This is a genomic window from Luteimonas sp. A501 (genome assembly GCF_054052085.1).
Window position 1 is genome coordinate 401220 of the sequence record NZ_JBSVRI010000003.1, and the last position, 24148, is coordinate 425367.

The 24148-nt window shown below is 70.8% G+C and carries 24 protein-coding genes, 1 tRNA gene and 1 pseudogene; 20 read left to right on the top strand and 6 right to left on the bottom strand.

What is annotated here, in order from left to right; translation table 11 throughout:
* The first annotated feature begins 197 nt into the window (after positions 1-197).
* The 9 genes from ACW7G5_RS11450 (at position 198) to ACW7G5_RS11490 (ending at position 7277) form a co-directional block, all read left to right on the top strand.
* The gene (locus ACW7G5_RS11450; protein WP_457004610.1) at positions 198-590 is read left to right on the top strand and encodes an EF-hand domain-containing protein; all 393 of its coding nucleotides are present in this window, start codon (positions 198-200) and stop codon (positions 588-590) included.
* A 96-nt stretch (positions 591-686) separates the two neighbouring features.
* Complete coding sequence (locus ACW7G5_RS11455; protein WP_457004612.1) at positions 687-1400, top strand: HAD family hydrolase; 714 nt, start codon at positions 687-689, stop codon at positions 1398-1400.
* 59 nt (positions 1401-1459) lie between these two features.
* Entirely contained in the window at positions 1460-1894 is a 435-nt protein-coding gene (locus ACW7G5_RS11460; protein ID WP_457004614.1) for a copper resistance protein NlpE N-terminal domain-containing protein, read from the top strand.
* Positions 1895-1908: 14 nt separating this feature from the next.
* Positions 1909-2415 (top strand): hypothetical protein, encoded by a 507-nt coding sequence (locus ACW7G5_RS11465; RefSeq protein ID WP_457004615.1) that lies wholly within the window; start codon positions 1909-1911, stop codon positions 2413-2415.
* Between the two features lie 97 nt (positions 2416-2512).
* Positions 2513-3556 (top strand): tRNA dihydrouridine(20/20a) synthase DusA, encoded by a 1044-nt coding sequence (gene dusA, locus ACW7G5_RS11470; protein WP_457004616.1) that lies wholly within the window; start codon positions 2513-2515, stop codon positions 3554-3556.
* Between the two features lie 43 nt (positions 3557-3599).
* Entirely contained in the window at positions 3600-4511 is a 912-nt protein-coding gene (locus ACW7G5_RS11475; RefSeq protein ID WP_457004617.1) for an arginine deiminase-related protein, read from the top strand.
* A gap of 160 nt (positions 4512-4671) precedes the next feature.
* Positions 4672-5055, top strand: coding sequence for a hypothetical protein (locus tag ACW7G5_RS11480; RefSeq protein ID WP_457004618.1), 384 nt, complete (start codon positions 4672-4674; stop codon positions 5053-5055).
* A 67-nt stretch (positions 5056-5122) separates the two neighbouring features.
* Entirely contained in the window at positions 5123-5809 is a 687-nt protein-coding gene (locus ACW7G5_RS11485) for a response regulator transcription factor (protein WP_457004620.1), read from the top strand.
* A 73-nt stretch (positions 5810-5882) separates the two neighbouring features.
* The gene (locus ACW7G5_RS11490) at positions 5883-7277 is read left to right on the top strand and encodes an ATP-binding protein (protein WP_457004622.1); all 1395 of its coding nucleotides are present in this window, start codon (positions 5883-5885) and stop codon (positions 7275-7277) included.
* Between the two features lie 3 nt (positions 7278-7280).
* On the opposite strand, the gene ACW7G5_RS11495 is transcribed toward ACW7G5_RS11490, so the two are convergent.
* On the bottom strand, positions 7281-8030 hold the full coding sequence (locus tag ACW7G5_RS11495; RefSeq protein WP_457004624.1) for a M90 family metallopeptidase: 750 nt from the start codon (positions 8028-8030) through the stop codon (positions 7281-7283).
* Positions 8031-8037: 7 nt separating this feature from the next.
* Positions 8038-8298, bottom strand: coding sequence for a hypothetical protein (locus tag ACW7G5_RS11500; RefSeq protein WP_457004625.1), 261 nt, complete (start codon positions 8296-8298; stop codon positions 8038-8040).
* A gap of 107 nt (positions 8299-8405) precedes the next feature.
* Between ACW7G5_RS11500 and ACW7G5_RS11505 the strand changes: the two genes are divergently transcribed.
* The 10 genes and pseudogenes from ACW7G5_RS11505 to ACW7G5_RS11550 all read left to right on the top strand — a co-directional run bounded on the left by ACW7G5_RS11505 (position 8406) and on the right by ACW7G5_RS11550 (position 15560).
* Positions 8406-9446 (top strand): biotin--[acetyl-CoA-carboxylase] ligase, encoded by a 1041-nt coding sequence (locus ACW7G5_RS11505; RefSeq protein ID WP_457004627.1) that lies wholly within the window; start codon positions 8406-8408, stop codon positions 9444-9446.
* A complete protein-coding gene (locus ACW7G5_RS11510) occupies positions 9443-10183 on the top strand; it encodes a type III pantothenate kinase (RefSeq protein WP_457004629.1) in 741 nt (246 codons plus the stop codon). Before ACW7G5_RS11505 ends, ACW7G5_RS11510 begins: the two co-directional genes overlap by 4 nt.
* A gap of 9 nt (positions 10184-10192) precedes the next feature.
* The gene (locus tag ACW7G5_RS11515) at positions 10193-11032 is read left to right on the top strand and encodes an SPOR domain-containing protein (protein WP_457004631.1); all 840 of its coding nucleotides are present in this window, start codon (positions 10193-10195) and stop codon (positions 11030-11032) included.
* A 28-nt stretch (positions 11033-11060) separates the two neighbouring features.
* Positions 11061-11136, top strand: a tRNA-Thr gene (locus ACW7G5_RS11520).
* A gap of 114 nt (positions 11137-11250) precedes the next feature.
* Positions 11251-12174 (top strand): arginase, encoded by a 924-nt coding sequence (gene rocF, locus ACW7G5_RS11525; RefSeq protein WP_457004633.1) that lies wholly within the window; start codon positions 11251-11253, stop codon positions 12172-12174.
* 136 nt (positions 12175-12310) lie between these two features.
* Positions 12311-12466, top strand: a complete 156-nt coding sequence (locus tag ACW7G5_RS11530; RefSeq protein ID WP_457004635.1) for an entericidin A/B family lipoprotein — start codon at positions 12311-12313, stop codon at positions 12464-12466.
* 128 nt (positions 12467-12594) lie between these two features.
* Entirely contained in the window at positions 12595-12795 is a 201-nt protein-coding gene (locus ACW7G5_RS11535) for a CsbD family protein (protein ID WP_457004637.1), read from the top strand.
* Between the two features lie 153 nt (positions 12796-12948).
* Positions 12949-14151 (top strand): annotated as a pseudogene (locus tag ACW7G5_RS11540) (tryptophan--tRNA ligase); the annotation flags it as partial.
* A 134-nt stretch (positions 14152-14285) separates the two neighbouring features.
* A complete protein-coding gene (locus ACW7G5_RS11545) occupies positions 14286-14594 on the top strand; it encodes a hypothetical protein (protein ID WP_457004639.1) in 309 nt (102 codons plus the stop codon).
* Between the two features lie 12 nt (positions 14595-14606).
* Complete coding sequence (locus ACW7G5_RS11550; RefSeq protein ID WP_457004641.1) at positions 14607-15560, top strand: MBL fold metallo-hydrolase; 954 nt, start codon at positions 14607-14609, stop codon at positions 15558-15560.
* A 55-nt stretch (positions 15561-15615) separates the two neighbouring features.
* On the opposite strand, the gene ACW7G5_RS11555 is transcribed toward ACW7G5_RS11550, so the two are convergent.
* From ACW7G5_RS11555 to ACW7G5_RS11570, 4 genes are all read right to left on the bottom strand, one after another.
* Positions 15616-17076: a dihydrolipoamide acetyltransferase family protein gene (locus tag ACW7G5_RS11555; protein ID WP_457004643.1), complete on the bottom strand. Its 1461-nt coding sequence runs from the start codon at positions 17074-17076 to the stop codon at positions 15616-15618.
* A gap of 126 nt (positions 17077-17202) precedes the next feature.
* Complete coding sequence (locus ACW7G5_RS11560; RefSeq protein WP_457004645.1) at positions 17203-18210, bottom strand: alpha-ketoacid dehydrogenase subunit beta; 1008 nt, start codon at positions 18208-18210, stop codon at positions 17203-17205.
* The gene (pdhA, locus tag ACW7G5_RS11565; RefSeq protein ID WP_457004647.1) at positions 18207-19280 is read right to left on the bottom strand and encodes a pyruvate dehydrogenase (acetyl-transferring) E1 component subunit alpha; all 1074 of its coding nucleotides are present in this window, start codon (positions 19278-19280) and stop codon (positions 18207-18209) included. The genes ACW7G5_RS11560 and pdhA overlap by 4 nt, the downstream gene beginning before the upstream one ends.
* 141 nt (positions 19281-19421) lie before the next feature.
* Positions 19422-23081 carry a Calx-beta domain-containing protein gene (locus tag ACW7G5_RS11570; protein ID WP_457004649.1) on the bottom strand — a complete coding sequence of 1220 codons (3660 nt, stop codon included), beginning with the start codon at positions 23079-23081 and terminating at the stop codon, positions 19422-19424.
* Positions 23082-23215: 134 nt separating this feature from the next.
* On the opposite strand from ACW7G5_RS11570, the gene ACW7G5_RS11575 reads away from it, so the two are divergent.
* Complete coding sequence (locus ACW7G5_RS11575) at positions 23216-24088, top strand: tryptophan 2,3-dioxygenase (RefSeq protein ID WP_457004651.1); 873 nt, start codon at positions 23216-23218, stop codon at positions 24086-24088.
* Positions 24089-24148 lie beyond the last annotated feature (60 nt).

Consider the following 24148-nt stretch of genomic DNA (forward strand, 5'->3'; position numbering starts at 1 on the left):
CAGGCGATGTCCGCGTGCACGCCGCGCAATAGCCGCTGCCGCGCCCGAAGTGGTTAAGAACGTGTCCACGCGGGAATCGCGGGGGGCGCGGGGTTAATGGTGGCCGCGCCAGGATGTCGCCGTGGTCCCGGGTATCCGGTCGCCACGTACCCAACAGACATATGGATGCCCCCGCATCCGCAAGGAGAGTCCCCCTGATGAACAATGCACGCACGCAGCTCACCGCCATCCTCGCCCTGGGCGCCGCGCTGGCCATGCCGATGGCCCTTGCCCAGAGCGCAGTGACCCCCGAGGTCCGCGATGCCCAGAAGGCTGCCACTGAAGCGGCGGATGCCGAGCAGGCGGCCGTTGCCCAGGAAGCAGCCGTTGCCCAGGATGCACAGGCCACCGGCGCGCAGGACGCGCAGCCGGCGGCTCGCCAGCTTGGCTGGGCCGACGTCGACGCGGATGGCAACGGCACGATCTCGCGCGAGGAATCCGCTGCGTTGCCGGCCCTGGCCGCGGTGTTTGCCGAAGCCGATGCCGACGCCGACGGCGAGCTGACCGCCGACGAATACCGCGAACATGCCGCCAAGGCTGGCGGCGAGTAAGCGGCGTGCGGCGCGGCACGTCCTGCCGGGGCGTGCCGTAGCCGGTGCGTGGCGGCGGAGATGCCCGCCGCCACGCCTTTCCCGGATAATCGGCCCATGGCCAACATCAAGATGGTCGGCTTCGACGCCGACGACACCCTCTGGCGCAGCCAGGACTATTTCGACCGCGCGCAGGACGACTTCGAAACCATCATCGCCGGCTACGTCAACGGCGACGCGCGCACCAGCGAGCGCCTGTACGCGGTCGAGAAGGCCAATCTCGCGGTGTTCGGCTACGGCGTGAAGGGCATGGCCCTGTCCATGATCGAGGCCGCGATCGACATTACCGAAGGCCGCATCAGCGCTGCCGACCTGCACCGCATCGTCGCGCTGGCCAAGGCGCTGCTGCGCCACCCGGTGGAGCTGCTGCCCGGCGTGCGCGACGCGGTCGAAGCGGTGGCATCCGACCTCCCGGTCGTACTGATCACCAAGGGCGACCTGTTCCACCAGGAGGCCAAGGTGCGCGATTCGGGGATGTCGAGCCTGTTCCGGCGCATCGAGATCGTCAGCGAGAAGGACGTGTCGACCTATCGCCGGCTGCTTGAAGAATTCGCGATTGCGCCGGAGGAGTTCGTGATGGTGGGCAATTCGCTGCGCTCCGACATCGCACCGGTGCTCGAACTCGGCGGCTGGGGCGTGCATGTGCCCTATCACCTGACCTGGGTCCACGAGCGCGAGGCCGAGGTGTCGACGGCCCACGCGGCACGCCTGCGAACGCTTGGATCCGCCGCCGCACTGCCGGCCGCCCTGCGCCTGATCGTGGCCGCCTGACGCTGCCGCCTGGGCCGCGCGCCGCAGCGTGCGCAGCCGGGCTGCTGCACAATCAGCGCATGCCACGCGCCCACGCTTCCGCTCTCGCGCTACTGCTTGCCGGCCTGCTGTCCGCCTGCATGCGCGAGGATGATGCCGCCAGCCACGCCAGCCTGCCCGGCCTGGGTGCGGGACAGGACGCGGTCGAGTGGCGCGGCAGCCTGCCCTGTGCGGACTGCGAAGCCATCGATACCCGGCTGGTGCTGGAGCGCCGCGGCGGCCAGCAGCTGTACGAACTGGTCGAGGTGTACGTGGCCCTGGATGGCAGCGTCAGCTTCGAGGAAACCGGCGAATGGCAACTTGAGCGATCGATGCTCAGTCTCGAGCCGGGCACAGGCGGCCTGCGTCGCTATGCGCTGGTGCACGGCGGCGTTCTGCAGGTGCGCGACCTCCGCGGCCGCGTGTTCCCGGGGCGCGAACACGACATCCTGTTGCCCGCCCGCCGCGATCCCTGACAGAGGACCACATCGTGAACAATCGACTGCCGTTATTGTTTTCCTGCCTCCTTTGCCTGCTGCTGGCGGGTGCGGCCCAGGCGCAGGACGCTGCTGCGGCCGATGCCGCCGACCTGGCAGCCGATGCCGATGCCGATACCGATGCCGCTTGGGCGCCGCGTACCGGCGATGCCGTGGTCGACGCGCGCCTTGCGGACATCAACGTCTATGCAGCGCGCTACCCCGGGGCTTTCGTCGACGAGCTGGAGCGTTATTTCGACGCGCCGCGGCCGCTGCTGGAAAAGCTTCTCGGTGAGGAGCGCGCGCCCGGCGACCTCTATTACGCCTGCGCCCTGGCCCGCGTGTCGGGGCGTCCGTGCCGCGGCGTGATCGAAGCCTGGCAGGGCCGTGGCGATGGCGGCTGGGAAGCGATCGCGCGCGGGTTCGGGGTCGAGCCCGGCGACGAGCGCGCGAAGCGCCTGCGCCAGGGCATCGAACAAAGCTACGCGCATTGGGGCCGGCCACTGCCAGGCGGCGATTGATGCCGGCGCCGCGCGGGCCTGTATCGCCCATGGCCCTGTAATCTGTACTGCTTCTCCACCGCTGCCGCGGCGAAAGCCGCCTGGCCCGACCACGACCATGACCGCAACCGGGCACGCCGGAACCCAGGATCCAGCCGCGGAATCGCGCGGAAATCCGCGCTACGACGCCTCCATCCGCCTGTCCGTCGCGCCGATGATGGACTGGACCGACAGCCATTGCCGCGTCTTCCATCGCCTGCTGGCGCCGCATGCGCGGCTGTACTCCGAGATGGTGCACGCCAACGCCGTGATCCACGGCGACCGGGCCAAACTCCTGGCCATGGACCCGGCCGAACATCCCGTCGCGCTGCAGCTCGGCGGCAGCGAGCCGGCGCTGCTGGCGCAGGCCGCGCGCATCGGCGCCGAGCACGGCTTCGACGAGGTCAACCTCAACTGCGGCTGTCCGTCGGACCGGGTTCAGGCCGGGCGCTTCGGCGCCTGCCTGATGCGCGAGCCGGCGCTGGTTGCCGACGGCGTCGCCGCGATGATCGCCGCCTGCGACGTGCCGGTGACCGTGAAGTGCCGGCTGGGCGTGGATGACGACCACGACTACGCGCGCTTCCTCGCCTTCATCGACACCGTCGCCGCCGCCGGCTGCCGCACCTTCGTGGTCCACGCGCGCAACGCGTGGCTCAAGGGGCTGTCGCCGAAGGAGAACCGCGAAGTGCCGCCGCTGCGCTATGACTGGGCGTATGCGCTCAAGCGCGAGCGGCCGGCGCTGTCCGTCATCGTCAATGGCGGCATTGCCGACGAAGGCGAGGCGACCTCCCACCTCGAGCACGCGGACGGCGCCATGCTCGGCCGCGCCGCCTACCACGATCCGTGGCTGCTGCACCGGCTGGACGTCGCCTGGTACGGCGGTACGCTGTCGACGCGCGCCGACGTGCTGCGCTCGATGCGACCCTACGTCGAAGCGCAGCTCGCGCGTGGCGCGCAGCTCAAGCACATCACCCGCCACGTGCTCGGCCTGTTCCACGGCCAGCGCGGCGGGCGTGCGTTCCGCCAGGTGCTGAGCGAAGGGGCGCACCGCCCCGGCGCCGACTGGTCGCTGGTGGAGGAGGCGATCGCGGTCACCGTCGACGATGGCCGGTCCGGGGCCTGAAACTCCGCTCCGCGTCCCCTCCCCGATTCCCGAGAGCACGTCCATGCCGACCCGCGACATCGCCCGCTTCCTCGCCTTCGCCCGCGACTGCGCCCCGGACTTCGGCCCGGCCACCGCGCGCGCCGCCTTCCTGGTCGCACCCGACGGCTTCGGCCATGCCGCCGAGTCCGCCACCGACAATCGCTACATGGCCACGGCCGAAGGCTTCGACGCGGTGCGTGCCTCGGCGCAGCACCGCGACCTGCAGCGCGCGCTGTCGTCGGTGCTGCCGACGCTGTGCTTCCCGGGCGACCCAGGGGCTCCGGATGCGCTGTTCCCCAACAATGTCTTCGCCACCGTGCCCGGTGCGCTGGTGGTTGGCCGCATGCGCCACGCGGTGCGACGGCGCGAGGCGGGTCGCGCCGACATCCGCGGCTTCTTCCGCGATGTCCTCGGCTACGCGGTGCGGGACCTGTCCACGCAGCCGCATCCCGGCGAACTGACCGGCGCGATGGTCATCGACCGCGCCCGCGGAATCGGCCTGTGCGGCCTCTCCGAGCGCTGCGACGAAGAGGGCGCGCGCCTGATGCACGAGGCCCTGGGGCTGCGCGCCACGCTGCTGTTCGACCTCGCGCCCGGCGAATACCACACCAACGTCGTGCTCGCGGTGCTGGCCGGGCGCGCGGCGATCATCTGCCCTGCCGGATTCGCCGACCCGGGCGTGGTCGACGCCATCGCCACGCTGTATGCACCGCACGCCATCCTGCTTCCACCAGCCGCGCAGGCGGCGTTCGCCGGCAATGCCATCAGCCTGACCGATGACGTCGTGTGGATGAGCCGGCGGGCCTGCGATGCCCTGGACCCGGCCAGCCGCCGCGCGCTCGCGGACGCCGGCTTCGAGGTCCGCGCGGTTCCACTTGATGCGATCGAGGCCGCCGGCGGCTCGCTGCGCTGCTGCGTGGCGGAGATCTACTGAGGCGCGGGGGCAGGAACAGGCCCGATATGAACGGGGCCTGCGGGCCATGGGAAAAGTTAAGTGGCAATTCACCGCCCGACTCCGAGAATCATCTGAACGCTCCTGCCGTGGCTCGCTGTGTGCGTGCGTAACTTTCTGTATTCTCTGGAAAATGGTTTCCATGACCGCTCGTTATCTGTCGCCGACGCTGTGCCTTGCCGCCGCATTCATGCTGGCCGGCGCGGTGCATGCCGATGACGGCCGTCGACAGGCGCGCGGCTCTCGCGCTGCGCCACCGCGCGCCGTTGAACAGCCCGCCCGGCCGGCGCCGTCTGCGCGATCGTCGCGAGGCCGCCCGGACGCGCTGGCCGACTCGGTTCGCCGCGTGCGCGCGCGGACCGGTGGCCAGGTGCTGAGCGCCGAGCCGATTTCGTTCGACGGCCGCAGCCTGAACCGGGTGAAGGTGGTGGATGAGGGCGGACGGGTCCGGGTCTACATGGACGATCCATCCGCCCGCCCACGCCGCATGCCGCGGCCCGCGCCTACACGTGGCGACGACGACTGAATTCGCACCCTAGCCTGCAACTCTCCCCGCGACGACAACCCGGCGCCGGGACATACCGGAGAAACCGATGCGCATCCTTCTGGTCGAAGACGAAGCTCCCCTGCGGGAGACCCTGGCCGCGCGCCTGAAACGCGAGGGCTATGCCGTGGATGCCGCGCAGGACGGCGAAGAGGGCCTGTACATGGGACGCGAAGTCCCGTTCGACGTCGGCATCATCGACCTCGGCCTGCCGAAGATGTCGGGCATGGAGCTGATCAAGGCCCTGCGCGACGAGGGCAAGCAGTTCCCGGTGCTGATCCTGACCGCGCGCTCGAGCTGGCAGGACAAGGTCGACGGCCTGAAGCAGGGCGCCGACGACTACCTGGTCAAGCCCTTCCACGTCGAGGAGCTGCTGGCGCGCATCAACGCACTGGTGCGCCGCGCCGCGGGCTGGAGCAAGCCGACGCTGGAATGCGGCGCGGTGGTGCTGGACCTGGCCGCGCAGACGGTCAGCGTCGACGGCGCCAACGTCGACCTCACCAGCTACGAGTACAAGGTGCTGGAATACCTGATGATGCACGCCGGTGAGCTGGTCTCGAAGGCCGACCTGACCGAGCACATCTACCAGCAGGACTTCGACCGCGACTCCAACGTGCTTGAGGTCTTCATCGGCCGCCTGCGCAAGAAGCTGGACCCGGACGGCACGCTGAAGCCGATCGAGACCGTGCGCGGCCGCGGCTACCGCTTCGCGATCCCGCGCAGCAACGAAGGCTGAGCCCGGCGGGCGCGCGCTGCGCGCCCGGCGTGCAGGGGAGGGCGGCGTGGCGCAGGCGCGCAAGGATCGGAGATTGGCCTGGCGCCCGCGTTCGCTGCAGGCACGCCAGCTGCTGGCCGCAAGCCTTGGCCTGCTCGCCTTCCTGGCCGCCGCGGGCTACGCGCTCGACCGCGCCTTCGTCGACGTCGCCGGCCAGCTGCAGCGTGACCGGCTGCGCAACTACGCGACCTCCTACGCCCGCGACATCGAGTTCGACCGCGGCGGCAACCTGATCCCGCCTTACACCCAGGCCGACCCGCGCTTCGAGCGGCCCGACAGCGGCCTGTATGCCGAGGTCGTGCTGCCGCAGGGCAGCTGGGGCTCGGAATCGACGCGTGGCCCGCAGCTGCCGGACGCGGAGCTGCTTGAAGGCGGGGTCGAGAAGTTCGAGGGCCCGCTGCCGATGACCGGCGCCGATGGCAGCCCGCGCGAAGTGCTGCGCTACGGCAAGGGCTTCATCTGGGACATGGAGCAGCGCGCCGAGGCCGAATTCCCGTACACCATCTACATCATGGAAGACGCCGGCACCCTGCCGCAGCAGGTGCGCGTGTTCCGCGCCGCGCTGTGGGGGTACCTCGGCATCGCCGGCCTGGTCCTGCTGCTGCTGCAGGCGCTGGTGCTGCGCTGGAGCCTGCTGCCGCTGCGGCGCGTGGAGGCCGAGCTCAAGCGCGTGCAGCTGGGCCAGGCCAACCGCATGAGCGAGCTGCATCCGCGCGAGCTCGAGCCGCTCACCGAGAGCATCAACGCGCTGGTGGAAAGCGAACGCCAGAACCTGGAGCACCAGCGCAATACCATGGCCGACCTTGCGCACAGCCTGAAGACGCCGCTGGCGGTGCTGCGCACGCGCCTGGACAGCGATGCCAGCGAAGACGAGCTCCGCGACGAGGTCGCAACCCAGGTGCGGCGCATGAACGAGCTGGTGGGCTACCAGCTCGGCCGCGCGGCCTCGGCAGGCCACGCGCTGTTCGCCGCTCCGGTGGAAGTCGAGCCCTGCGCCGAGGAGATCGTGCGCGGGCTGGAGAAGATCTACGCCGGCAAGGGCACCGTGTGCGAGTTCGAGATCGACCCGGCGGCCCGCTTCCACGGCGAGTCCGGCGACCTGCAGGAGCTGCTCGGCAACCTGCTGGAAAACGCGTTCAAGTGGTCGAAGTCGCGGGTGCTGCTGACCGTCGAGGTGGGCGCCTGCGCGCCGCGGCGACGCCCCGGCCTGGTGCTGGCGGTCGACGACGATGGCCCGGGCATCCCGGCCGAGCGCATCGCACACGTGCTGCAGCGCGGCGTGCGCGGCGACGAGCGCGTGCAGGGCCATGGCATCGGGCTGTCGATCGTGCAGGACATCGTTCGTGGCTATCGGGGCGAGCTCGAGGTCACGGCGTCCCGGGAGCTTGGCGGCGCGCGCTTCCTGGTGCGGCTGCCGCCGGGGCTGTAGCGCTCAGCCGGCGGCGAACGGCGAGGGGCCGTACAGCCTGCGCAGGTGCGTCGCCACGGCCGGCTGCTCGCGTTCGAGCAGCGCCGGATCGCTGAAGTGGTACTCGCTGCAGACCGCGAAGAACTCCTCCGGCGCCTCGGCCGCGTAGGGATCGAGCGCAGTGTGCAGGCCGCGATCCACGCGCGCCGCGAACGCGTCGTACGCCTGCTGGAAGTCCCGCGCCCACTCGCGCTGCCAGGCGCGCGGCAGCGGCGGGGTGCCGTCGAGCAGGCCGTCGAGCGCGTCGAGCTTGTGCACCATCTCGTGCACCGCCACGCAGCAGCCGTCGCGCGGACTGTCGAGGTCGGCCAGGATGTCGGCCCATGAGAGCACCAGCGGGCCGTATTCCCAGGCTTCGCCCGCGAGTTCGTCCTCGCCTTCGTGCATCACCCCGGCGGCATCGACGTGGCTGCGGTCGACCCGGAACGCATCGGGGTACACCAGCAGCTGCGACCAGCCGTGCAGGCCTTCGGCACCGAACTCCATCAGCGGCAGGCAGGACAGCGCGGCCAGCGTGGTACGGGCGACCTGGTCGAGCTCAAGCCCGTCGAGCGGGGTGATGGTCTTGTCGTGCAGGAAGCGCGCCGCCAGGGTGCGCAGGCGTTCGCTGCGGGGATCGTCGAGCGCGGCCACCCATGGCACGCGTTCGCGCACGTCCTGCCAGGTGCGTGGATCGACGTCGGCGGGCTGGCGCCGGAACAGGCGCCTGATCACGCCATGCCTAGCGGAACATCCCCGGCAGGAAGCTGTGCCAGCGCGGCGGCCGCGCCGCGTCGGGGTCGGCGCCCCGGGGAGTGACCGGCTTTTCAGCCTCGGGGCGCCTGATTGCACGCGCCGGATCGACATCCGGGGTGCCGCTGGTCGGGTAGTCGGCGCTGCAGCCCGAGCCGTCGACTCCGGCCCCGGCCATGCGTGCTTCACGGGCCTCGGCCTGGCAGGCCAGGGACAGCAGGGAAATGGCAAGGATGGCGCGGACGGACATGGCGGGTGCCTGTTCGGTGACCAGTAGCATCCTCGTGATCATACAACGCCCGCGTACGGGCACGCGGGTGTCGATGAGGTCGGGCGTTCAGGGGTGATAATCCGGGGATGTCCGCCCATGTCCCTGCCACCGCGCCGAGTGAAACCGACGCCGTCGAAAAGGCGCTGCTGCTACGCCTGGCCGCGGGGCCGGTCCCCGGTGACGACCTTGCGCGCGAATACGGCCTGACCCGGGCCGCAGTGTGGAAGCGGGTCGAGGCACTGCGCGCGGCGGGCATCGCGATCAGCGCGCGTCGCGGCCATGGTTATGCGCTGGACGCGCCGCTGGAACTCCTCGATGCCGAAGCAATCGCCGCCGCGTTGCCCGCAGGCTTGCGCGCGGGAATGCAGGGGCCGGAAGTCGCCTGGACCATCGACTCCACCAACAGCGAACTCCTGCGCCGGCGCACGCCGGACAGCGGCGTGGCCGTGCTGCTGGCGGAGCGGCAGCTCGGCGGGCGCGGCCGGCTTGGCCGCGACTGGACCTCGCCGTTGGCGGCAAACCTCTACCTGTCGCTGGCGCGCGCGTTCGACGGCGGGCTTGCGCGGCTTGGCGGGCTGGGCCTTGTCGCCGGCGTTGCCAGCGCCGAGGCCCTGCACGCGGCTGGATACGGCATGGTGCGACTCAAGTGGCCGAACGACCTGGTGGTCGTCGATCCGGCGGGCGCTGCCCTGCGCAAGCTCGGTGGCCTGTTGGTGGAAGGCGGCGGCGAGCACGCCGGACCGGTGCGGGCGGTGCTTGGCCTGGGGCTCAACGTGGGCATGCCCGCTGCGGCGGCGGCCGCGATCGACCAGCCCTGGTGCGACCTTGCGACCCTTGCACACTCTGGCCGGCCTTCGCGAAGCGCGCTTGCGGCAACGCTGATTGCGCACCTGGTGCCGGCGCTGGACCAGTTCGACCGCGAAGGCCTGGCGCCGTTCCTGCCGCGACACGCGGCGCTGGATGCGCTGGCCGGGCGCGAAATCGAAGTGCGCGTGGGCAGCGGCCTGCAGGCGGGTCACGCGCTGGGGCTTGCGGCCGACGGCGCGCTTCGCGTGGACGTCGGCGGCACCGAACGTCATTTCCATGCCGGCGAGGCCGGCCTGCGCACGCGGCTGGCCACGTCGTGAGCGACTGGCTGTTCGACCTCGGCAACACCAGGCTCAAGCTCGCGCCGCTGGACCCGGGTGGCGCCGGCCCGGTGGCGGCCTTCGGCCACGGCGGCGAGGAGCTTGATCCTGCATGGTCATCGACACTGCCATCCAGGATCGACGTCGCATGGCTGGCCAGCGTGGGTCCGGCGGCGCTGCGGGCGTCGCTGCTTCAGGTGCTGGTGCCGCGGGCCGCGCGCGTGGTCGAAGTGCGCGTGGAGCGTGAGATGGCCGGGGTGCGGATCGGCTACGCCGAACCTGCGCGGCTTGGCGTGGACCGCGCGCTGGCCCTGGTGGGTGCCCGTGCCCGGGAGCCTGGCTGGGTGCTCGTGATCGGCGTCGGTACCGCGCTCACCGTCGACCTGCTGGCGGCCGACGGGCAACACCATGGCGGCAGCATCGCGCCCTCGCCGACGCTGATGCGCGAAACCCTGCATGCGCGCGCACCGCAGCTTCCGGCGACCGGCGGCGACGCCATGGTCTTCGCCAGCGACACCACCGATGCGCTCGCCGCAGGCTGCCTGGGTGCTGCACTCGGGCTGGTGGAGCGCAGCCGTCGCGAGGCCTGTGCGCGTGCTGGCGTGCCGGTTGGCGTGCTCCTTCACGGCGGCGGCGCCGGCGACCTGCTTCCGCACGTGCCGGGTGCGCTGCTTGCCCCGTCCCTGGTCGTCGACGGCCTGGCGCGGCTGGCGCGGCAGCCCGCAGGCACAGGCTAGAATCCGCGCATGTCACTGCGCGCGCTGCTGGTCCTGCTGGTCATGCTCAACTTCGGTGTCGCCACCTGGTGGCTGCTGCGTCCCGGGCCGTCGGCGCCGGCGCCGTGGGTGCAGCCTGATGCCGTGTCGCGCCTTCTGCTGCTGGGTGAGCCGGCACAGGCGCAGGCCGGGGACTCATCGCGCGTGGACGGGCCTGCGACCGTGGAAATCGAGCCGCGTGGCGAAGCGGAGCAGTCCGCGATGGCCGGAACGCCGGACGCGGTGCAGGACGACGGCCAGGGCAGCGGATTGCACGAATCGCCGGAACCCGCGCAATCGCCGACCGACACTGCTCCCGTGTCCCCGCCAGTGTCCCCGCCAGTGTCCACGGCGCTTCGCTGCATGAGCTTCGGCCCATATGCCGATGCCGCCCAGGTCGCGGCCGCACGGGCCGCACTGCAGCCGCTCGGTGCTGCGCGGACCCGCGTGCGCGACGTGGTCGAAGCACCTCGAGGTTGGAGCGTGGCGATGGCACCGCAATCCGACCGCGACACGGCCAACGCACTGGCCGTGAAGATCAGGGAGGCCGGCTTCGACGACCTCCTGGTCGTGCCCTCGGGCGCCGACGCCAACGGGATTGCACTCGGGCGTTACGCCAGCGAGCCGGCCGCCCGCCGCCGCGAGGCCGCGCTGCGTGCCGCGGGCTTCCCGGCGTCGGCACAGCCCTTGGGCGACGCCAATGTCAGCCACTGGCTGGACGTCGCCGCCGGTCCCGGCTTTGATGCCGCAGCGGCCCGGCGTGTCGCGAAGGCACCGCGGCTGCAGGACATCGACTGCGCCCCCGTCGTCGCCGCGGGCGTCGCGCGCTAGAATGCGCGCGCCCCACCGGGCGCATCGTGCCGGCATAGCTCAGCTGGTAGAGCAACCGCCTTGTAAGCGGTAGGTCGTCCGTTCGATTCGGACTGCCGGCACCACGATGCACGTCCATGCATCGTGGATTTTCAGCCCGATGCCACAGCGCACATTCTGGACCTGCCGCCTTCGCTGCAGGATCATGGAAAGTCCCGTTCCGCCCGCTGGAGGCACCCATGTCCTTGAAACTGCTGCCCGTATCCGTGTTCGGCGTCCCCACCGACGTCGGTGCGGGGCGACGCGGGGCGTCCATGGGGCCCGAGGCGCTGCGCGTCGCCGGCCTGGTCGAAGCGCTGGTCGCGCGCGGCATCGACGCGGTCGATCGCGGCGACGTCCAGGGGCCGCGCAATCCCTGGCAGGCGCCCGTGGACGGCTATCGCCACCTCGACGAGGTGGTGGCATGGAACCGCGCGGTGATGGAGATGTCCGGCGCCGAACTGGCGGCCGGCCGGATGCCGGTGATGCTGGGCGGCGACCACTGCCTGGCGATGGGCTCGATCACCGCCGTTGCGCGCCATTGCCGTGCGCAGGGGAAGCGCCTGCGCGTGCTGTGGCTCGACGCCCATGCGGACTTCAACACCTCGGCGATCACGCCGTCGGGCAACGTCCACGGCATGCCCGTCGCCTGCCTGTGCGGGCTCGGCCCGGACGCGCTCGTCAACCTCGGCGGGCAGGGGCCGATGATCTCGCCGGCCGACGTGCGCCAGATCGGCATCCGCTCGGTGGACCTGGAGGAAAAACGCCTGGTCCGAGAGCACGGCCTGGACATCTACGACATGCGCTACGTCGACGAAGTGGGCATGAAGCAGGTGATGGAGGAGGCGCTGGCGGGCATGGGCGACGACACCCACCTCCACGTCAGCTTCGACGTCGACGTGCTCGATCCCACCATCGCGCCCGGCACCGGCACCCGCGTGCCGGGAGGCCTCGACTACCGCGAGGCGCAGCTGATGATGGAAATGATCGCCGATGCCGGCGGTGCCGATTCGCTGGACGTGGTCGAGGTGAACCCGGCGCTGGACGTCCGCAACCGGACTGCGCGCCTGGCGGTGGACCTGGTGGAAAGCCTGTTCGGAAAATCCACGCTGATGCGCGACTGAGCCCCCGAATATGAATGGGAGACGATCACGCTGACGCGCGACGTGGCGGCCTCAACGCGGATTTCACCCGCACCTGCGTTTGATGGCGGCAACGGGGCACCGCCGCCCCGTGATCGTCCATCAACGGAGAGTTCCCATGAAGCGCATTGCAATCCTCGTTTTTGTCTCGCTGTTTTCCGCCGGCATGCTTTCCGCTTGCAACACCATGGCCGGTGCTGGCAAGGACGTGCAGAAGGTCGGCGAGCAGGTCGAAGAAGCGGCCGATGACACCGGCGCCACCGATCCCCGCTGAATCCGCAGTCATCCAAGTGAAGGCCAGGCAACAAAATCTTGACCTTGCCGACATGTGGAGGCCCGCATGATGGATCCAGATCCACCGCAGCAGCGGTGATCTTTCCCCCATCAATCGAGGTGACGCATATGAACAAGGACATCATTTCCGGCAAGTGGACCCAGCTCAAGGGCCAGGCGCAGGCGCGGTGGGGCGATCTCACCGACGATGTGTTCGATGTCGCCGAAGGTAATGGCGAATACCTGGCGGGCAAGCTGCAGGAGCAGTACGGCTGGGAGCGTGACCGCGCCGAGCGCGAGGTCCGCGACTTCGAGAAGGGCCTGGGCTGACCGAACAGGTGAGTAGCATCGACGGGCCGGTTCGCCGGCCCGTCTTTTTTTGCCCGGGGATCCGGCGGCTGCGGCGGGACGACCTCGCTTCCGAACGGCGGGCCGCGGCGGGCCACTGGACTAGAATGGCGTTTTCCCGTTCCTGGTCCCCGAATGAGCCTGCGCGTCCTCACCGGCATCAAGCCCACCGGCATCCCGCACCTGGGCAACTACGTCGGTGCCATCCGCCCCGCGGTGGTCGCCAGCGTGGCACCCGATGTCGAAAGCTTTTTCTTCCTTGCCGACTACCACGCCCTGATCAGCACCCAGGATCCGCTGCGGGTGCAGCGTTCGACGCTGGAGATCGCGGCCAGCTGGATTGCCTGCGGACTGGATCCGGAGCGCGTGGCGTTCTATCGCCAGTCGGACATCCCCGAGACTACCGAGCTGACCTGGCTGCTCACCTGCGTGGCGGGCAAGGGGCTGCTCAACCGCGCCCATGCCTACAAGGCCGCGGTTGACCGCAACCGCGCCGAAGGCAGCGACGACGATGCCGGCGTGACCGCGGGGCTCTACATGTACCCGGTGCTGATGGCCGCCGACATCCTGCTGTTCAACGCGCACAAGGTGCCGGTGGGCCGCGACCAGGTGCAGCACATCGAAATGGCGCGCGACTTCGCGCAGCGCTTCAACCATCTGTATGGCGCGCACTTCACCCTGCCCGAGGCGGTGGTGGAGGAGCAGGTCGCGACCCTGCCGGGCCTGGACGGCCGCAAGATGTCGAAGAGCTACGACAACGTCATCCCGCTGTTCGCGCCGCGCGAGACGCTGCGCAAGCTGGTGCTCTCGATCGTGACCGACTCGCGTGCGCCGGGCGAGCCGAAGGACACCGCGGGCTCGGCCGTGTTCCAGCTCTACCAGGCTTTCGCCGGGGCCGACGACACCGGGGCGATGCGCCGTGCGTTCGCCGATGGCATTTCCTGGGGTGAGGCCAAGGAGCGGCTGGTCGAGCGCATCGATACCGAGCTTGCGCCGATGCGCGAGCGCTACGAGGCACTGGTGGCCGACCCGGCCGGCATCGAACGCATGCTGCGCCTGGGCGGCGAACGCCTGCGCGACGAGCGCGCGCGGCCGCTGCTGGCGCGGCTGCGCGATGCGGTCGGGCTGCGCGACCTGGGCACGTCTGGCGGTGGTGGAATCGCGATGCCTTCGCCTGCAGGCGAAGGCGCCGCCAAGCCGGCGCCGCCGGTGTTCAAGCAGTACCGCGATGCCGATGGCCGCTTCCACTTCAAGCTCGTCGACGGCGAGCGCCTGCTGCTGCAGGGCGCCGGCTTCGAGTCGCCGCGCGACTGCGGCCGCGTGGTGGCGGCGCTGAAGGCGGGAACCGCGCCCCCCCGCATCGACGACGCCGGCCAGGTCCTGCTCGACGGCGCGACCGTGGGCGCGCTGGGCGAGGGCGTGGACGCAGCCGCGCTGGTGCTGGCGCTTGAGCGCTTCGGGGAAGACGAGGGATGAACCCGCTGGTCGAAGTGAACCTCACCCTGATCCTGTTCCTGCCCTGGTTCCTGATCCTGGCCACGCTGTTCTGGATCTATCCGCGCCAGCCGCGGGGCGTCATGCGGCGGCTGTACGACGTGGTCGCGCTCCTGGCGGCGCTGGCGGTGTTCGTGGCCAGCCTGTACTGGTCGCATCAGATCGCAGACCCGGCCCACGGCCGCATGTGGCGGCAGATCCTCGCCACCGCGCTCGGCTACGGGGTGTTCCTGGCGGCCATGCTGTTCGCGGTGGTGCTGCGGATGCTGCTGTTCCGCCGGCGCTGAGGAGGGCAGGGCGTGGATCCGGGCGACGGCATCACCATCATCGACACCGGCTTCGGCGAGCGACCGGACTTCTGCGCCGCCTACCTGGTGGCGGAGGCCGGGCGCGCGGCGCTGATCGACTGCGGCACCCTGCACAGCGTGCCGCGCATGCTTGCCGCGCTGGACGCCGCCGGGGTGGCGCGCGATGCCGTCGACTACCTCATCGCCACCCACGTCCACCTCGACCATGCGGGTGGTGCCGGCGCGCTGCTGCGCGAACTGCCCGCCGCGCGCCTGGTGGTGCATCCGCGCGGTGCGCCGCACCTGGTCGATCCGGCCAGGCTGATCGCGAGCGCGCGGCAGGTGTACGGCGATGCGCTGTTCGAGCGTGCCTACGGCGGGCTGGTGCCGGCGCCGGCGGAACGCGTGCTGGAGGCCGCGGACGGCCAGGTGCTGGACCTGGCGGGCCGCCCGCTGCTGCTGGCGCACACGCCCGGGCATGCGCTGCACCACCTGTCGGTGTGGGACGCGCGCACGCGCGCCTGGTTCACCGGCGACGTCTTCGGCATTTCCTATCGGGAGTTCGACGTCGGCGGTCGGCCGTTCGCGATCCCGACCACGTCACCGGTGCAGTTTGATCCGGTGCAGATGAAGGACTCCGTGCGACGCCTGCTGGCGGCGGAGCCGGAGGTCTGCTACGTCACCCACTTCGGCGCCGTGCGCGACGTCCGGCGCGTGGGCCTGCGCCTGGTCGAGCAGGTTGACGCGATGGTCGCGCTGGCACAGTTCCTGGCCGATGCGCCGGACGCGCATGCCGCGCTGAAGCAGGCGTTGACGACGCTCTACGTGGACCGCGCGCGCATCCACGGCGTCGACGCCCCAGAACAGCTGGTGCCCGCGCTGCTGGAGATGGACATCGAACTCAACGCGCAGGGCTTGGCCGCGTGGCTGGAGCGCGGGCGCAGGCAGGCCGCGCGGGGCGGCTGAACGCCGCGGGCCACTCCCTCGCGGGAGTGGCGATGTCACGGCGCGGCAGGTGGAGTCAGTTCGCCAGCGCCATGTCGTCCAGCAGCGCCTTGAGGAAGCGCGCGGCCTCGCCGCCGGTCGCGGCGCGGTGGTCGAAGGTCAGCGAGATCGGCATCCGGCGGTGCACCTCGATGCCGCCAATCACCGCCACCACGTCCTGACTCAGCTTGCCGGCGCCGATGATGGCCACGCACGGCGGCACCACCACCGGAGTGGCGTAGCGGCCGGCGAACATGCCGAAGTTCGACAGGCTGATGGTGTAGCCCGAAAGCTCGCTGGCCGGGATGCTGCGGTCCTCGACCTGGGCGCGCAGGCGCTGGATTCCGGCACGCACGCCGGCGGCGTCGAGCACGTCGGCGTTGCGCAGCGCCGGCACGAACAGGCCGTCGTCGGTGTCCACGGCGATGCCGATATCCACCTGCGGGTGCATGGTGCGGGTGAGGTTGTCACCGTCGAACCAGGCGTTGAGCGCGGGCACGGCCTTGGCCGCGGTGCAGATCGCGCGGATCAGGCGCGCGGTGATGTCCTGCTTGCCGGCCCAGGCGTGCAGGTCGGCATCGTCCACCAGGGTGGTCGGCACGACCTGCGCGTGCGCGGCGGCCATGACGCGCGCCATGTTGCGGCGCACGCCCTTGAGCTGCTCCGGCTGGCCGCTGGCGACCACGCCCGGCGGCTGGGTGCGCATGGGCTTGCCGGAGGCGGAGAGGCGGGTACGGTCGGCGGCGTCGCGGCCGGCGGCGGCCCCTCCTGCTGCACCTGTGGGAGCGGCCATGGCCGCGATCGGCGCTGCGGTAGTCGCGGCTGTAGCCGCTCCCACAGGAGCGCGACCGGCCGCGCCCATGGGCGCGCTGCCGTCGGCTGCGGCGCGCTTCACGTCGGCCATGGTCACGGTGCCGTCGGTACCGGTGCCGTTGACGCGGCTGATGTCGACCTTGAGCTTGCGCGCCTGCGCGCGCACGGCGGGCATGGCGCGCACGCCGCCCACGGCCACGGCCTGTTCGCTGCGCACCGCGTCCGACGACTGCATGGCACCGACCACGGTGCCGCTGTCGCTGCGCTCGCCGCCGGCCTCGCCCGTGGGCGCGGACTCGCCGGCGTCGCTGATCGCGCCGCCCTCGTCGGAGGCCACGACCTTGTCGTCGGGCGCCGGGTCCTGGCTGCCCACGCCGTGCCCGCCACCACCGCCGTGGTGGTGGCCGGTGTCCTGGCCCTCCGCGCGCTGCGGCAGGCCGGGATCGATCTCGAATTCGGCCAGCATCGCGCCGGTGATCACCACGTCGCCGGCGGCGCCGGCGAGCCTGAGTACCTTGCCCGAGACCGGCGAAGGCACGTCGACCACGGCCTTGGCGGTTTCCATCGACACCAGGTTCTCGTCCAGGCGGATGATGTCGCCCTCCTTGATGAACCACTCGACGATGGTGGCGTCGGGCAGGCCTTCGCCGAGGTCGGGGAGGTAAAAGGTCTTTTTGTCGGCCATGGTGTCCTCGGGAAATCTGGTGCTCCAGCGGGAGCGGTTGCGTTCGGTTCGCCGACCCGGTGCCAGGGACTGCGGTGTGCTCGTGTCGCCTGCTGCGTCGCGCAGCGGTCCGGCAGGGCGGGGCGGTCAGCCGGCGGCCATCGCCCGCTTCGCCGCGGCGACGATCTTCTCGACGCTCGGCAGGTACTTCATTTCAAGCCGGAACAGCGGGATGTGCGTGTCGTAGCCGGTGACGCGCTCGACCGGTGCCAGCAGGTCGTACATGCACTCCTCGGCCAGGCGCGCGGCGATCTCGCCGCCGAAGCCCGCGGTCTTGGGGGCCTCGTGCACGATCACGCAGCGGCCGGTCTTGGCCACGGATTCGGCGATGGTGTCGAAGTCCAGCGGCGTGAGCGTGGCAACGTCGATGACCTCGGCGCTGATGCCGTCCTTCGCCAGCGCATCGGCGGCCTCGAGCGTCTCCTTCACCTGCGCGCCCCAGGTCACCAGGGTCACGTCGGTGCCGTCGCGCAGCACGAAGCACACGTCCAGCGGCAGCGCTTCGCCGTCGTCGGGCACGATCTCCTTGTACTGGCGGTAGATGCGCTTGGGTTCGAAGAAGATCACCGGATCCGGCTCGCGGATCGCGGCCAGCAGCAGGCCGTAGGCACGTGCGGGCGACGAGGGCAGGACCACGCGCAGGCCGGGAACGTTGGTGAACAGCGCCTCGTTGGCCTCGGAGTGGTGCTCAGGCGCGCGGATGCCGCCGCCCCACGGCACGCGCAGCACCATCGGGCAGGTCAGCCGGCCGCGGGTGCGGTAACGGAAGCGCGCGGCGTGGCAGATCACGTGGTCGAGCATCGGATAGACGAAGCCGTCGAACTGGGCCTCGGCCACCGGCTTCATGCCCTGCGCGGCCATGCCGACGGTCAGGCCGGCGATGGTGGTCTCGTCCAACGGGGTGTCGATCACGCGCAGGTCGCCGAACTCGGCGTGCAGGCCGGCGGTGGCGCGGAACACGCCACCGTTGACGCCCACGTCCTCGCCCAGCACCACGACCGAGTCGTCGTGGCGCATCTCATAGGCCAGGGCCTGGGTCACTGCTTCGATCAGGGTGATGGCGGCGGGTGCCGCGTCCTTCGCCACGGCGCTCACGAGCGCTTCTCCAGGGCGATGGCGGCCGCGCGCTGCTCGAGCAGGTCGGCGGGCGGATCGGCATACAGATAGTCGAACATCGCTTCCACGGGCTGCACCTTGCACTCCAGGTAGGCGTTGATTTCCACGTCGACCATGCGGCCGCACTCTTCGATCCAGGCCTTTTCCTGGGCCTCGTCCCACACGCCCTGGGCGCTGAGCCAGGTGCGCAGGCGGGTCATCGGCTCGCGGGTCCAGCCGTCCTTGACCTCGGCCTCGTCGCGGTAGCGGCGGGCGTCGTCGGCGGTGGTGTGGTCGTGCAGGCGGTAGGTCATGAATTCGATCACGCTGCCGCCGCCGCCCGAGCGCGCGCGCTCCATGGCGCGGCGCATGCCCTCGAGCACGGCGAACAGGTCGTTGCCGTCCACCTGCAGGCAGTGCAGGCCGCCGGCCAGGCCCTTCTGCGCCAACGTTTTGGCGCCGGTCTGCGACTTGCGCGGCACCGAGATCGCCCAGCCGTTGTTGATGATGCACTGGATGAAGGGCAGGGCGTAGGCGCCGGCCGAGTTGATCGCGGCGTAGGTGTCGGTCTTCGACGAGCCGCCGTCGCCACAACAGGTCACGGCCACGCGGTCTTCGCCGCGGAGCTTGAATGACAGCGCCGCGCCGGCGGCGTGCAGGCACTGGGTGGCGATCGGCACGCACCACGGGAAATCGTGCTTCGGGCCGGAGAAATCGTTGCCGCGCTCGTCGCCGCCCCAGTACATCAGGACGTCGCGGGGCTTCACGCCGCGCATGAACTGCGCGCCGTATTCACGGTAGCTGGGGGCGAACACGTCTTCGGGACGCATCGCGGCGCCGATGCCGATGTGCGTGGCCTCGTGGCCCAGGCAGGCGGCGTAGGTGCCGAGCTTGCCGGTGCGCTGCAGCGCGATGGCCTTGGTGTCGAAGGTGCGCACCATCAGCATCTGCTTGAACAGCGGCAGGATTTCCGCCGCCGGAAGGGCCTCCGGGGGCAGGTCGGCCACCAGGGTGCCGTCCGGGCCAAGGTACTGGAGGTATTCGATTTCAAAGGTCGCGGCAACGCTCATGCGGGCACGTGCTCGGTCATCCACGGGAGCCGGACATGATACCCGCAGGGCGTTTCGGGTTCGTTGCGCGCTGCGGCAACGCCGTCCGTGGCGTGGCCGGAGGCGGAGCGGCGTGCGGGGCACGCCGCTTCCGGTGGCGCGTCAGTCGCCGCGGACGGTCTGGATCCGCGCGCGGGCCTCGTTGTTGCCGGTGTCGGGATCGTGGACGTCCGATTCCACCTGGACCGTGACGTCGTACCTGGGCGGGGTGAGGCGACCGCCGGTCCCGGTCATGAACTGCAGGTTGTGGGTCTGGCCGGGCGCGAACAGGCCCTCCAGGACGCAAAGCGCGCGGAAGGGATTGGCCGACTCGGTGACGCATTCGAGGCGGCTATCGACCCAGACGAGGGATTCACTCACCCCCGCCGAAAGACGGACCACCACGTCGCTGGCGGCCACCGGGCCATCGTTGCGGAGCTGGATCGAATGGTGCCCCCAGGCGCCCCTCACGATCCGCTCGGCCGCCGCCATCGTCACCGCCAGGTCGGCCTGTGCATCGACGGCGACCGTGGCGCTGTCGCTGTCGTTGCCCGCCTCGGGGTCGTCGGTCAGCGAAGTGGCCGCAGCGCTCAGGGTGATGCCGGTCCCCGACGCCGCTTCCGGTGCCGTGGCGGTCACGGTGAATGCGGCATCGCCGCCGTTGGCAAGTGCGTCCGTGGTGCAGGTGGCGGTGGTTTCGCCGCCCGCGAGCGCGGGGTCTTCGCAGATCCAGCCAGCCGGGGCGGCGATGGCGAAATCGCCCAGATGGGCATCCACGGCCAGGCCCAGTCCGGGGAACGTGGCCGCGTCCGGGCCCTCGTTGGCCGCGGTGACCTGCCAGGTCATCGTGCCACCAACGGCCACCGCCGCCTGCGGTGCCGCGACCACCGTGGCCATGTCGGCGAACTGCACCGCCTGCAGCCGCAGCATCAGCACCGAGGGGTCATGGTCGGACAGGCGCGCGGCGCTGTCGGGGTCGTTGCGCGCGGTTTCCGGGAAGTCGGCGTTGAGGCGGGCGTGGCTGATCGTCCACGAGTTGATCATCGAGCCCAGTGCTGCCTGATTGACCAGGATGTGGTCGAGCGACTGCGCGTTGCTCTCGAACACGAACGAATAGCGCTCGGATGGCTCCAGCATGTGGGTCGCGTTGACCAGGTCCGGTTCGACCAGGTCGGCGCCGTCGCCGTTGACCGCCGTGGCGTCGTCGGCCGAGGGCATGCCGACCACGGTGCCCATGATGTCGGCATAGCCGTCGTTGAACTCGAAGGCGTTGAAGTCGCCCAGCACCACCAGGCTGCGCCCGGGATCGTCGGCCTGCAGGTCCTGCAGCAGGCCGGCGAGGAACTCCGCCTGCAGCTGGCGCTTCTGGCGCACGCGGTCGCCGAGGGTGCCGGTACCGGCCGGTTCCTCGCTGTCGACGCCGTTGAGCGAGCGTTGGTGCACGGTGACCACGGTGACCGGCAGCGCGCGGCCGTCGGCGAAGTTCACCACCGCGTCGAGCACCAGCGGCGGACGGTCGTTGAGCAGGCTGGCGGCGCCGGTGCCGGCATAGGTCCAGCTGACGTCGGCGCCGACCTGCTCCACCGAGAGCACGTCCACGCGCGGCAGCGCGGCGGCGATGTCGCCGGCCTTGACCAGGAAGCCGACGTCGATGCCGCCGACGTCGTTGCCTTCCTCGAGGTAGGCGACGTAGCCCGGGTCGGGCCCGCCCAGCACCACCGCGTCGGCGTTGATCTTGTCGGCGAGTGCCTGCAGCGCGGAGAGGTTCTCGACCTCGCTGACGCCGATGACGTCGGGCGAATGCATGTAGGCGCGGATGCCGAGCGAGGCCTTGTTGAGCCGGGCCGCGAACGCGTCGGCGGTGAGCACCGGCTCGCTGGTGGCGGGGTCGTTCACCGTGTCGAAGAAGCGCTGCAGGTTGTAGGTGGCGAAGGTGGCGTGGTCCTCGCTGGGCACCACCGCGCCGCGCGGCTGGTCGAGGCCGTCACAGGCCGTCGCCAGCGGGCCTTCCGGATAGATCGTGTAGCGGCGGAAGGTGTAGTCCAGCGGACCGGTCAGGGTGCCGTCGACGATCCGGCAGCCGGCGGCCAGGTCGGCCTGCGGCGCGCCGATGGTGTCGCTGTCGACCGCGATGACTTCGGGGTTGAAGTCCCAGCGCGGGATGGCGGTGGCGGTGGTGCCGCTCGGATCGGGGTCGGGCACCTGGATGCCGGCCTCGCGCAGCGGGCGCGGCACGCCGGTCACCACCACCGCGAACTGGCCGTTGCCGGTCGACGTGGCGTTGGCTTCGCTGGTGTTGCCGCGGGTGGGCGCGACCACCGTGGCGCTGGGGATGCTGACGCGCATGCCCTCGAAGGCCTCGAGCTGGTCAAGGTCGCCGTCGGGCAGCACGCTGTCGGCCGCCAGCACCACCGGCGCCGGCAGCGCATGGCCGGTGCCGAGCTGGGTGACGGTGGCGAAGGTGAGCTCGGTCATCGGCAGCTGGTACGGATCGGCGGCGGGGATGTATTCCTCCACCATGGCCTGCACGCGCACGCGGTGGCCGATCGAGGCCGCCGCCGGCGGCGCGCCCGCGGTGAACACGAAGATGCCCTCGGAGGTGGCGGCGTCGCCATCGTCCTCGCCGTCGGCGCTCTGCATGAAGAAGCCATTGTTCTTGCGCGCCGTGACGATGCCCTCGGTCACGACCGACTGGCCGGCGAGCGGCGAGGTCGCGCCCGGGCCCTGGATGGCGGCGATCGGCACGATCGTGAAATCGTCGTTGACGATGGTCCCGGTGCCAACGAGGGTGCCGTCCTCCGCGCCGGAGATGTTCGACAACGCAAGGCCGAAGGCCTCGTCGGGCTCGGCCACGGTGTCGCCGATCACGCTGACCGAGAGCGAGACCGAGGTGTCGCCTTCGTCGATGGACGCGGTGCCGCTCTTGGCGACGTAGTCCTGGCCGGCCAGCGCCGTGCCGTCGACGGTCGCATAGTCGAAGCTGACGCCGCCGGGGCCGGCGGGCCGGGTCAGGCTGACCTGGAAGAACATCTCGCTGGTGCCCGAGTCGCCCTCGGCCGCGCTGCCGTTGCCGACGTTGATCACCGTGACGGATCCGCCGCCAGCGGCGACCACGCTGATGTCGTCGATGCCGATCCATTCGTCGTTGCCGGCGGCGTTCGTGGTCATGATCCGCAGTTCGACCAGCGCCTGGTTGTCGGCGTCGGCGGGCAGGGTCACCGACACCGGCGTGTCGCGCGTGCCGCCGGGACTGCTGGCGTCGGCCACGTAGGCTTCGGGCACGTTGGTGAAGTCGCCGATGCCGCCCACGCGGTAGTGCAGCGCGACCTGCTGGGCGGCGTCGTCCGCCGAAGCGTCGACGTCGCGCAGGAGGTAGGACACCTGGATGCCGCTCGCGCCGCGGGTGTCGAGGTGGATCCTGAGATAGGGCGCATCCGCCGACCCGCTGCCCTGCAGCCCCACCACCGGATTGCCGATGTGGAACTCGGCCACGCCGCCGTTGGTGATGCTGGTATTGGTCTGGTTGGCGATCACGTCGACGACGCCGGCGGCATCGGCGCCGAGCACCGTGCGCGGGTCGACCCCGTTGGCCGAGGTCAGGTCGCCGCCGAGGTAGCCGACGATGCCGGGCACGTTCGACCAGTCGTCGTTGCTGGTGATCAGCCCGGTATCGGTCCAGTCCTGCGCGAACGGCAGGCCCTGGGGCGTGGAATCGGCCTGGGCGGCGCCGATGGCCGCGGACAGGGCAAGAGCGAGCGCCAGGCGGCGCGGAGTCGGTTGCATGGTGTGGTTCCCCCGGAAGATGTCTGGTGCGGCCCCCGCCGCAGCCCCGTGATTCTGCACCAGTCATGCGGCAGCGGTGTGACCTGCCGGATCCCGGTCCCGCCACGGGGCGGGCCTGCGCTACCCTTTCACGCATGAGCATCGAGAAGAACGAACGGGCCCTCGAGGCCGGCATCCACACCGAACTGTCCGGGCGCATGACCTACGGCGGCTACCTGCACCTGGACCGGCTGCTGTCGGCGCAGCAGCCGGTGACTGATCCGCCGCACCACGACGAGATGCTGTTCATCATCCAGCATCAGGTCTCGGAACTGTGGCTGAAGCTGCTGGTCCACGAGCTGCAGGCGGCGGTCGGCCACCTGCGCGCGGGCCGGCTCGATCCGTGCCAGAAGATCTTCGCGCGCTGCAAGAGCGTGCTGCGCCAGCTGACCGCGATGTGGTCGGTGCTGGAAACGCTCACGCCCTCGGAATACGCCGAGTTCCGCGACCTGCTGGGGCCGTCCTCGGGCTTCCAGTCCGCGCAGTACCGCACCGTGGAGTTCCTGCTCGGCAACAAGAACGCCGGCATGCTCAAGGTCTTCGCCCATGACCCGGCGGCCGAGGCCATGCTGCGCGGCGCGCTCGAGGCGCCCAGCCTGTACGACGAGGCCCTGCGCCACCTGGCGCGCAGCGGGCACGCCGTCCCCGCGCGCCACCTGGAGCGCGACTGGACCCGGCCGCACGTGATGGACGAAGCGCTGATGCCGGTCTTCGAGGGCATCTACCGCGATACCGCCTCGCACTGGGAGGCCTACCACCTTTGCGAGGACCTGGTGGACCTGGAAACCGAGTTCCAGCTGTGGCGCTTCCGCCACATGCGCACGGTGATGCGGATCATCGGCTTCAAGCGCGGCACCGGCGGCTCCAGCGGCGTGGGCTTCCTGAAGCAGGCGCTGGACCTGACCTTCTTCCCGGAGCTGTTCGAGGTGCGCACGCGCATCGGCGGCGCGCCGGACAGCACCTACTGAGCGGGTGATGGAGGCCGGCGCCGGGCCCCGCACTTCCCCTTGGCGGCGCCATCACGCTAA

Coding starts and splice junctions, on each gene's coding strand:
- ACW7G5_RS11450 (WP_457004610.1), top strand. CDS start 198: ATGAACAATGCACGCACGCAGCTCACCGCCATCCTCGCCCTGGGCGCC.
- ACW7G5_RS11455 (WP_457004612.1), top strand. CDS start 687: ATGGCCAACATCAAGATGGTCGGCTTCGACGCCGACGACACCCTCTGG.
- ACW7G5_RS11460 (WP_457004614.1), top strand. CDS start 1,460: ATGCCACGCGCCCACGCTTCCGCTCTCGCGCTACTGCTTGCCGGCCTG.
- dusA (WP_457004616.1), top strand. CDS start 2,513: ATGACCGCAACCGGGCACGCCGGAACCCAGGATCCAGCCGCGGAATCG.
- ACW7G5_RS11475 (WP_457004617.1), top strand. CDS start 3,600: ATGCCGACCCGCGACATCGCCCGCTTCCTCGCCTTCGCCCGCGACTGC.
- ACW7G5_RS11480 (WP_457004618.1), top strand. CDS start 4,672: ATGACCGCTCGTTATCTGTCGCCGACGCTGTGCCTTGCCGCCGCATTC.
- ACW7G5_RS11485 (WP_457004620.1), top strand. CDS start 5,123: ATGCGCATCCTTCTGGTCGAAGACGAAGCTCCCCTGCGGGAGACCCTG.
- ACW7G5_RS11500 (WP_457004625.1), bottom strand. CDS start 8,298: ATGTCCGTCCGCGCCATCCTTGCCATTTCCCTGCTGTCCCTGGCCTGC.
- ACW7G5_RS11505 (WP_457004627.1), top strand. CDS start 8,406: ATGTCCGCCCATGTCCCTGCCACCGCGCCGAGTGAAACCGACGCCGTC.
- ACW7G5_RS11515 (WP_457004631.1), top strand. CDS start 10,193: ATGTCACTGCGCGCGCTGCTGGTCCTGCTGGTCATGCTCAACTTCGGT.
- rocF (WP_457004633.1), top strand. CDS start 11,251: ATGTCCTTGAAACTGCTGCCCGTATCCGTGTTCGGCGTCCCCACCGAC.
- ACW7G5_RS11530 (WP_457004635.1), top strand. CDS start 12,311: ATGAAGCGCATTGCAATCCTCGTTTTTGTCTCGCTGTTTTCCGCCGGC.
- ACW7G5_RS11535 (WP_457004637.1), top strand. CDS start 12,595: ATGAACAAGGACATCATTTCCGGCAAGTGGACCCAGCTCAAGGGCCAG.
- ACW7G5_RS11545 (WP_457004639.1), top strand. CDS start 14,286: ATGAACCCGCTGGTCGAAGTGAACCTCACCCTGATCCTGTTCCTGCCC.
- ACW7G5_RS11555 (WP_457004643.1), bottom strand. CDS start 17,076: ATGGCCGACAAAAAGACCTTTTACCTCCCCGACCTCGGCGAAGGCCTG.
- pdhA (WP_457004647.1), bottom strand. CDS start 19,280: ATGAGCGTTGCCGCGACCTTTGAAATCGAATACCTCCAGTACCTTGGC.
- ACW7G5_RS11570 (WP_457004649.1), bottom strand. CDS start 23,081: ATGCAACCGACTCCGCGCCGCCTGGCGCTCGCTCTTGCCCTGTCCGCG.
- ACW7G5_RS11575 (WP_457004651.1), top strand. CDS start 23,216: ATGAGCATCGAGAAGAACGAACGGGCCCTCGAGGCCGGCATCCACACC.